Origin of the sequence: Shinella sp. HY16 (assembly GCF_028534175.1) — a bacterium.
GTDB lineage: Bacteria > Pseudomonadota > Alphaproteobacteria > Rhizobiales > Rhizobiaceae > Shinella.
The window spans coordinates 122,370-129,983 of the sequence record NZ_JAHYXL010000008.1; the positions used below are offsets into that span (position 1 = coordinate 122,370).

At 60.9% G+C, this 7,614-nt stretch carries 3 protein-coding genes and 2 pseudogenes; 4 read left to right on the forward strand and 1 reads right to left on the reverse strand.

Annotated elements, in window-relative coordinates:
- Positions 1–334: 334 nt before the first annotated feature.
- Positions 335–1,407, reverse strand: a pseudogene (locus tag K0P03_RS35645) (IS110 family transposase).
- Positions 1,408–3,016: 1,609 nt separating this feature from the next.
- On the opposite strand from K0P03_RS35645, the gene K0P03_RS34155 reads away from it, so the two are divergent.
- The 4 genes and pseudogenes from K0P03_RS34155 to K0P03_RS34170 all read left to right on the forward strand — a co-directional run.
- Complete coding sequence (locus K0P03_RS34155; protein WP_272792111.1) at positions 3,017–5,050, forward strand: ParB/RepB/Spo0J family partition protein; 2,034 nt, start codon at positions 3,017–3,019, stop codon at positions 5,048–5,050.
- A 142-nt stretch (positions 5,051–5,192) separates the two neighbouring features.
- Positions 5,193–6,023 (forward strand): N-6 DNA methylase, encoded by an 831-nt coding sequence (locus tag K0P03_RS34160; RefSeq protein ID WP_272792112.1) that lies wholly within the window; start codon positions 5,193–5,195, stop codon positions 6,021–6,023.
- 391 nt (positions 6,024–6,414) lie between these two features.
- Entirely contained in the window at positions 6,415–6,789 is a 375-nt protein-coding gene (locus tag K0P03_RS34165; RefSeq protein WP_272792113.1) for a hypothetical protein, read from the forward strand.
- A 507-nt stretch (positions 6,790–7,296) separates the two neighbouring features.
- Positions 7,297–7,614 (forward strand): annotated as a pseudogene (locus K0P03_RS34170) (plasmid partitioning protein RepA); the annotation flags it as partial.

Genomic DNA, 7,614 nt, shown 5'->3' on the forward strand with positions numbered 1-7,614 from the left:
CGCTCCGTCCGCTCTCGCGCGACGAGAATTCCCGAAATCCCGCCCACGGGCGGCGCGATGCTGATTTCTCCAATGAAAGAACACAAGGAAAAAAAATGCTTTGTTTTCGTGGCTTTCCCTGGATTCGGCTCTACTTTGAGCGGCGTTTCGGCCAGTTGGCAAAATCTCTCCCGCTCGAAGGACAGTGTGTTCCGTCCTTCGGTCTTGAACCATTCTCCAATCCGTGTCCCTGATGCCGTTTCCGTTCCGGCTTCGGTCACATAGTGGCGTTCGGTTCCCGGCTTCCCATTCTCCGATAAGAGCTCAGCCCAGACCTGCCGGGCTCGCTAAGAAATCATCGGGACAGCCGGGATATCGTTGCCGACGCACCTTCTTCACCAACGACGCCGCGCCTCTCGTAAGGGCGCTGGTCACGCAGGATTTGGAAGGCGATCGTCAAAAGCTTGCGCGCGATGGCGACGCGCGCCTTGTTGTTGGTTGAGTTGAGCTTCAAATGTTCATATTGGGTACGAAGCTGCGAGTCGGAAGCGACAGCGGGTGCAACGGCCTCGACGAAGGCCCAGCGCAGCCACTTGTTGCCCTGCTTAATGATTTTCCCATGATAGGTCTTACCACCGCTCGAGTAGGTCGAGGGAACAAGACCGGCATAGGCGGCCAGCTTCTTCGGATTCCGGAAGCGATCGATGGCGTCGATCTCGGCATCGATCAGTCGGGCGAAGAATTCCCCTATGCCAGGGATGGTCTTCAACAGCTTTACATTGCCGTTGGTCCTCGTCATCGCCTTGATCGTGGCTTCGGCCTGCTTGATCCGCCCGTCAATGTCGCCGATAAACTCCACCCCGCGATCGATCTGGATGCGGTCGATCGCTGATACGTTGAGCGCGGCGAGCTGCTGGAGGCCGGTCTTGCTGAACAGGTCGCCCAGCTTCTTCACCTGCGCCGCTCTGGATACCGGTCGAACACTGTCACAACCCGGTTCTTCACCATCGTACGCAGCCGCACATAGAACATCCGCTCACGAAGCGCGACGCGCACGTCCCGCGCCTTCTCCGTTGGTGCCCAGGCTTCCGGCACCAGATCGGCACGCAACAAATGCGCCAGCACCGTCGCGTCGATCTTGTCCGTCTTGATTTTGGCGTCGGCTATCGCCTTCACCTTCAACGGATGCGCCAGAACAACATCGTCGCAGATGTCGTCCAGCCAATCATACATCACCATCCAGTTGCGGGTCGCCTCCATCACTGCATGGCTGTTTTCCCGATACTGTTCCAGGAACGATCCGAGAGACTGACGGTTGTTCTTCACGCGACCGGATCGCAATGTCTTCCCGGCAGAGTCCTGCACGACAAGATGGCTGTAGCTTTTGTGGTAATCCACGCCAATGTGATAATCATAAGGGGCAGTCACGGCTTGCTCTCCTTCATTGAGTTCGCGAAAACCCAGGCAAGGTAGCCAAACGCTGCAACGAGTGACTGTCCAAAGAGCATATCCATCTCAGATATCCGTTCTCTCGGTGAGCACGACCTCTTTCATGCCACCTCCGATGCTCTTCATCGTCAGAGCACAGCGCCTGCTCGTTTCACATCGCGGCGGCGCGTCCCGCGCGCTGCACGCCCCCTCCCCCGGCTGGCGTCGCTGCGCTACGCCAGCCGGCACACGAAGCCACACAATTTCTCGCCAAGCGACGCAGCGTCAGGGCGTTGCAGCCGCGTTTCGTGTAGCTTGCCGTTGCCTCGATCTCATCGAGATACAAGCACGGGTGGTCCGGCTACCGCGGCCGGATGCTTACGTCGGGACAACCCTGTCTGGCCCCGTGGCGACACTATTTTCTTCGCGCCGGCAGCGTCAGCTTCCTCCGGACACGCCATGCCGACCGTGCGGCCGGTTCCCGAAAACGGGGCAACATCGATCAGGTGATCGCGCTGTCGTCTGATGCTCCACCGAGGAAAAAAGGCATCGAAATCAAGGTGAAGCCGCTCGATACTCCGATGCTCTTCATCGTCAGAGCACAGCGCCTGCTCGTTTCACATCGCGGCGGCGCGTCCCGCGCGCTGCACGCCCCCTCCCCCGGCTGGCGTCGCTGCGCTACGCCAGCCGGCACACGAAGCCACACAATTTCTCGCCAAGCGACGCAGCGTCAGGGCGTTGCAGCCGCGTTTCGTGTAGCTTGCCGTTGCCTCGAGCTCATCGAGATACAAGCACGGGTGGTCCGGCTACCGCGGCCGGACGCTTACGTCGGGACAACCCTGTCTGGCCCCGTGGCGACACTATTTTCTTCGCGCCGGCAGCGTCAGCTTCCTCCGGACACGCCATGCCGACCGTGCGGCCGGTTCCCGAAAACGGGGCAACATCGACCAGGTGATCGCGCTGTCGTCTGATGCTCCACCGAGGAAAAAAGGCATCGAAATCAAGGTGAAGCCGCTCGATACTGTCAGGTTTTCGGATGGTCGGCTCCGCTAGAAATATGGGCGAACGAAGTCGGCCGATGCATAGTGACGCGCATAGGAATAGTTACTCGGAATGGATCGTGTTCCGTTTACGTTCTAATTTCGATTTGCAATCAATCGGTCCCGTATCAAGCATTGTGGATGGGAGGGGCCACCGTCCGTTCCGGTCGGCCGCGCTCTATGCGAAGCACGAAGCCAGCCTGCGGCCGTCTCCGCCGATCCCGGTAACGATCGCTTGTCCAACGGGCGCTGCGCGCCCGCGGGGGAGGCCCGTTCCGGGCCGCGTTCCTGTTTCCGCCCCATGACAGCGCCGGCCGGTCGGATCAAGGGGCAGGCGCGGCAGAGCCGCTTGTCGTGCCGGCAAAAAAACGGCTTTCAACGCTGCGCGTCGAACCTTCCGTTTTTTCCCCGTCACGACCCCTTGACCCGAACGACCGCCGCCGTGGGGCGGGCTGCGCCCTCCCCCCTCTGTCCTGGGGAATGTCAGAGGCCATTCCCCCGGACAGACCGGGGAGGCTTCGCCCAAGGGGGCTTTCCCTTCGGGAAACGGGAAACCACGGAGACCGACAATGACCGATACCAGTGCAGCAACCGAGACCATCATCGTGGCGCTGAATAAGCTCGACCGCGACCCCCTGAACGTGCGCAAGACCTATACGACCGAAGGTATTCAGGAGATGGCCGCGACCATTCGCAGCGACGGCTACCGCATCCTGCAAAATCTAATCGTCCGCAAGGGTGACAAGCGCGGGCGCTTCTATGTCATCGCCGGCGGCCGACGCCTTGCCGCCCTCCACCTACTGGCCGAAGCGGGTGAGATTTCCAAGGATTTCGCTGTCGAATGCAAGGAGCGCAATGCCACCGAGGCGACCGAAATCAGCCTTATCGAAAACATGCAGCGCGAAGCCATGCACCCCGTCGATGAGTATGAGGCGTTCCGCGTCATGGCCGACGCCGGAAAGTCCGTCGAGGATATCGCCGCCCGTTTCGGCACCACCGAAGTCATGGTGCGCAAGCGCCTCGCCCTGGGCCGTGTCGCCCCTGCCCTGCTCTACCTTTACCGCAGCGAGGAAATGAGCTTCCAGCTCCTCACCGCTTTCACGATTTCCGACGACCACGAAAAGCAGATGGAAGTCTGGAACAGCCTGCCGTCTTATAGCCGGGATGCCCGATCTATCCGCGCCGCGCTGCAAGCAGAGGCCGTGAAGGCAACCGACAAGCGCATGAAGTTTCTCGGCGGGATCGAGGTTTACGAGGCCGCAGGCGGCGCGGTCAAACGTGATCTCTTCGACACACAGAACAGCGGCTACGCCCTCGATGTCGCGCTTGTCGAAAAGTTGGTGATGGGGCGGCTAGAAGCCGAGGCGGACAAACTGCGCGCCGAGGGCTGGAAATGGGTGGAATGCGTCGCCGAGCTTCCGGAGGCCGCGCATCGCATGTCGCGCGTCTATCCGCAGGACGTTCCGATGACCGAGGAGCAGCGTGCAAAGCTGGACGCGCTTGAAATGGAATACACCGAGCTTGCGGAGCAGATCGAGGCGGGCGTTGCCGACGAAGACGCCCAAATCCGCGCCGAGGCCATCGATGTCGAGATGGCCGCGCTGGGGAATGCTGTTGAAGCTTACGAGCCTGCGGATTTGGTGAAGGCAGGTTGCTACGTGCTCATGGACTATTACGGCGGCTTGTCCATCGAGCGGGGTTTGGTCCGGTCCGAAGATGTAGCCAAGGAAGCGACCGACGATCTCGAAGGCGCTACGGATGGAGAAGGTGAGGGCGGGGATGAAGGCGGCCCGTCTGGCGCGACGGCGCCAGCGAAAGCGTCGGAACCGACGTTCACGCTCTCCGCTGCCATGACGCAGGAATTGACGGCGCAGAAGACCGCCGCGATCCGCGCCGAGCTTGCTCACAATCCGGACGTCGCCCTGACGGCCGTGGTCCATGCCATGCTGATGAGCTTGTTCAATCCTTATGGCGGCATCAGCGATGAAACATGCCTTGAGGTGAAGGTGACGAGCGAAAAACTCGAAACCAGCATCAAGGATGCGGCGACCTGCAAGGCCCTCGCGACGATGAACGACCTTAAGGAGAACTACGGCCACACCATCCCCGGCAACCCGAACGATCTCTGGGACTGGTGCCTGGACCAGCCGCAATCGGTTCTCCTCGACCTTCTCGCCTATGCGGCGGCGCGGTCGGTCAATGCCCTGCAATTCGGTCACTATGAGCGCAGGAAGCAGCGCGCCCATGCCGACCGGCTGGCGCAGGCGCTCGCCTTCGACATGACGCAGTGGTTCGAAGCGACCGCCGACAGCTATTTCGGGCGCGTCAGCAAGACCGGGATCGAGCAGGCTATCACCGAAGCCAAGGGTGCGGATTTCGCGGCGGGCGTCTCGGGCATGAAAAAGGCGGATGCCGCTGCCTATGCCGAGCGCCAGCTTGCCGGAACCGGTTGGCTGCCCGCCCTTGTCAGGATCGCGCCGACCGCTGAGCAGCAGCGCGAACAGATGGGAGACACGGGCGGCACTGATCCCGACGAATGCCCCTTCGATCTGGACGACCCGGCCGAAACCGAAAACCAGCAGTTCCCCGCAGCAGCCGAGTAATCGGTTGCGGCAGGTCGCGCCAGTCTCCGGCGCGGCCTGCTCCCCCTCGCCAAATTTCCCAAACCAGCCGCAACGGAACGCGGGCATCGTCCCGGCGATTGGCGAACTGCGCCCAGCGGCCCGGCCCGTCACAGGTGATCCAATGACCCCCTCCCGCCTGCATTCCATCGTGAAGCTGTTCGAAACCTGCCGCTACAAGCATGACCTCTACATGGTCTTTGGCGACTGGTGCGAGTGCTCCGCCATTTCCATGAGCAACGCCGTCGATCTCGTAAACTTCGAGAAGCGCGAGGCGCGCTACCTCGAAATTGCCCGGAAATACGGGAGCGAAACCATGGGGACGTTCTCGAAGATCTTCGGTGAGGTGGTCATGGCGCTTGAGGAAAAGCCGCAGGACATTTTGGGCATGACGTTTCATGCCCTCGAATTGCACAACAAGGCGAGGGGGCAATTTTTCACGCCCTATCCCGTCTGCCAGTTGATGGCTCGCATCACCGCCGGGAGCGCCGAGGACATGCGGAAGGCGATTGCGGAACGCGGCTTCATGCTTGCACAGGAACCCGCTGTAGAGAGCGGCGCCATGATCGTCGCGCTTGCCGAAGCCATCCTTGAAGCGGGTTTCAACTACCAGCAGCTTCTCCATGTGACCGCCGTGGACATCGACCCGCGCGCCGTCCACATGGCGTACATTCAGTTTTCGCTTCTCCATATTCCGGCGACCGTGATCGTAGGCGACAAACTGGCGATGCGCTTCCGGGAGGAATGGCACACCATGGCCCATGTCATGGGTGGGTGGTCGGGTAAGCTCAGGCGCGCACAGGAAAACAGCGGAGCAGGGGACGGGCGACCTCAGCCGTTTCGTTCCGTCGCCATGCCACAACGCGGTGCGATTGTTGCAGGTGGCCACGTCAAACCCAAGCAAGAACCGTCCGCCCCGGTCATCGAGCGAAATGGGCAACTCCGCCTGTTCTGAAACGCAGGCCACAGGTTAGAAGCCCCGACCGGATTGACCGGCCGGAGCTTCTTTGAGAGGAGGGCTGGCCGGCCCCTCTCAAACTCACCCCCATGAGGGAGCAGGGCAAAGCCCCGCCCCCTTCAAACCCCCACCCATGGAGGGGGTGGTCCATCCCCTCCAAACCTCCCCGGCTCGTGCGGTCACGGCCCCTGATCGGGGCCGCGGGCTTATCTCTCTCTGACGTCCCAGTGTCGCATTCGCCCCTGCGCCGTAAAGGACGAGCGGTTCCCCCAAAATGCTAACGCATTTCGGCTCCCCCACTCGCCGCCTCTGGCGGGCGCTGCGCGCTCCTTGACTGCGTGAGTCGCCAATGCGGTCACCTTTTCGTCAGAGCGAAAAGGAGGCTTCTATGACACACCGGAAAATCACCGTCATCGATGGCGGCAGCGCGCAATACTGGAAGGAGCGGAAGGAAGGCTTCCGCCTTATCCGCGAAGCGGAACGGGCCGCCGAGCGACTGGCCGATGCCCCGATGTATCTTCACGGCGGCTACGACGAAGACGGCGACGTGATCGCCATCGAAAACCTGCGCCCCCATGACGACATGGAAGATGCGATCCGGGCAATCGAGGCAAACGAGACTGCCGTGAGCATCCTCGTTGCGCAGAGACGCACCCGGATTGGCATCTGTGAGATCAGGGCGGTGGTCGATGCTATGGCCCCGTACTATGACGGCATCGAAGACCCGAGCCGCAATCCCCTCTGGGGACCGGATACGGACTGAGTTGCAGGCGAAAGGCGGCGACGGCCGCCTTTCGCCTTTACCTCGTAGTGTGAGCCTGGTCAGCCGGTTTGACCGGCCGACCAGGCTGATGAAAGAGGGGCAAGCCCCCCTCTCAACACTCACCCCATGGAGGAAGGGGCGAGCCCCCTCCTCCAAACCGCCTCCCCATGGGGAAAGGGGACGGTTCCCTCCTCCCTTTCCCCAAACCCCTATCCCTCTCCCTGGAGGGCCGCTTGTAATGGCAACTGCGTACACCCCTTGATTTTCAGGCGTTCTGGCGAGTTGCCACATGGCAACTCTGTCTGAAAACACCTCGAAAATAGGAGCGCTCATTGCATGGCAACGATCAACAAATTGCGTTAAGGTTTTGTTAACCCTATTTTCCTTGCCAACGATTGCGACTCGGAGCATTCTCGCCTACGACTTATTCGCCCACTTTGGAGAATTTTCGTAGTTATGTTGAAGGCTCGTAGTCAAGCCGCCCTGACTGAGGCACCGAAGCCGCTGATGACCGATGTCATCGCGGGCGATGGTGCTGCGCTTTCCGAAGAGCTACTTGCCATGCGCAAAGCGCTTTTCCCACCGGTGTCGAAAAAGACGCTTCGGTCCTTTTCCTCCGTGGAATCTGCGAAGCTTATCGGCATCGGCGATGCCTACCTTCGTCAGCTTTCTTTGAGCGGTAAGGGGCCTCAGCCAAGTATCGGTTCTGGCGGCAGACGATGGTACAGCCTCGACCAGATTAACCAGATTCGTGCCGTCCTGGACGAAAATTCCAAGAGCAAGAATTACATTCCCCGGCGTCGGTCGGGCGAGCATTGCCAGGTC

Bases quoted from the DNA above. Each gene is read 5' to 3' on its own strand.
- K0P03_RS34155 (WP_272792111.1), top strand. From the start codon at position 3,017: ATGACCGATACCAGTGCAGCAACCGAGACCATCATCGTGGCGCTGAAT.
- K0P03_RS34160 (WP_272792112.1), top strand. From the start codon at position 5,193: ATGACCCCCTCCCGCCTGCATTCCATCGTGAAGCTGTTCGAAACCTGC.
- K0P03_RS34165 (WP_272792113.1), top strand. From the start codon at position 6,415: ATGACACACCGGAAAATCACCGTCATCGATGGCGGCAGCGCGCAATAC.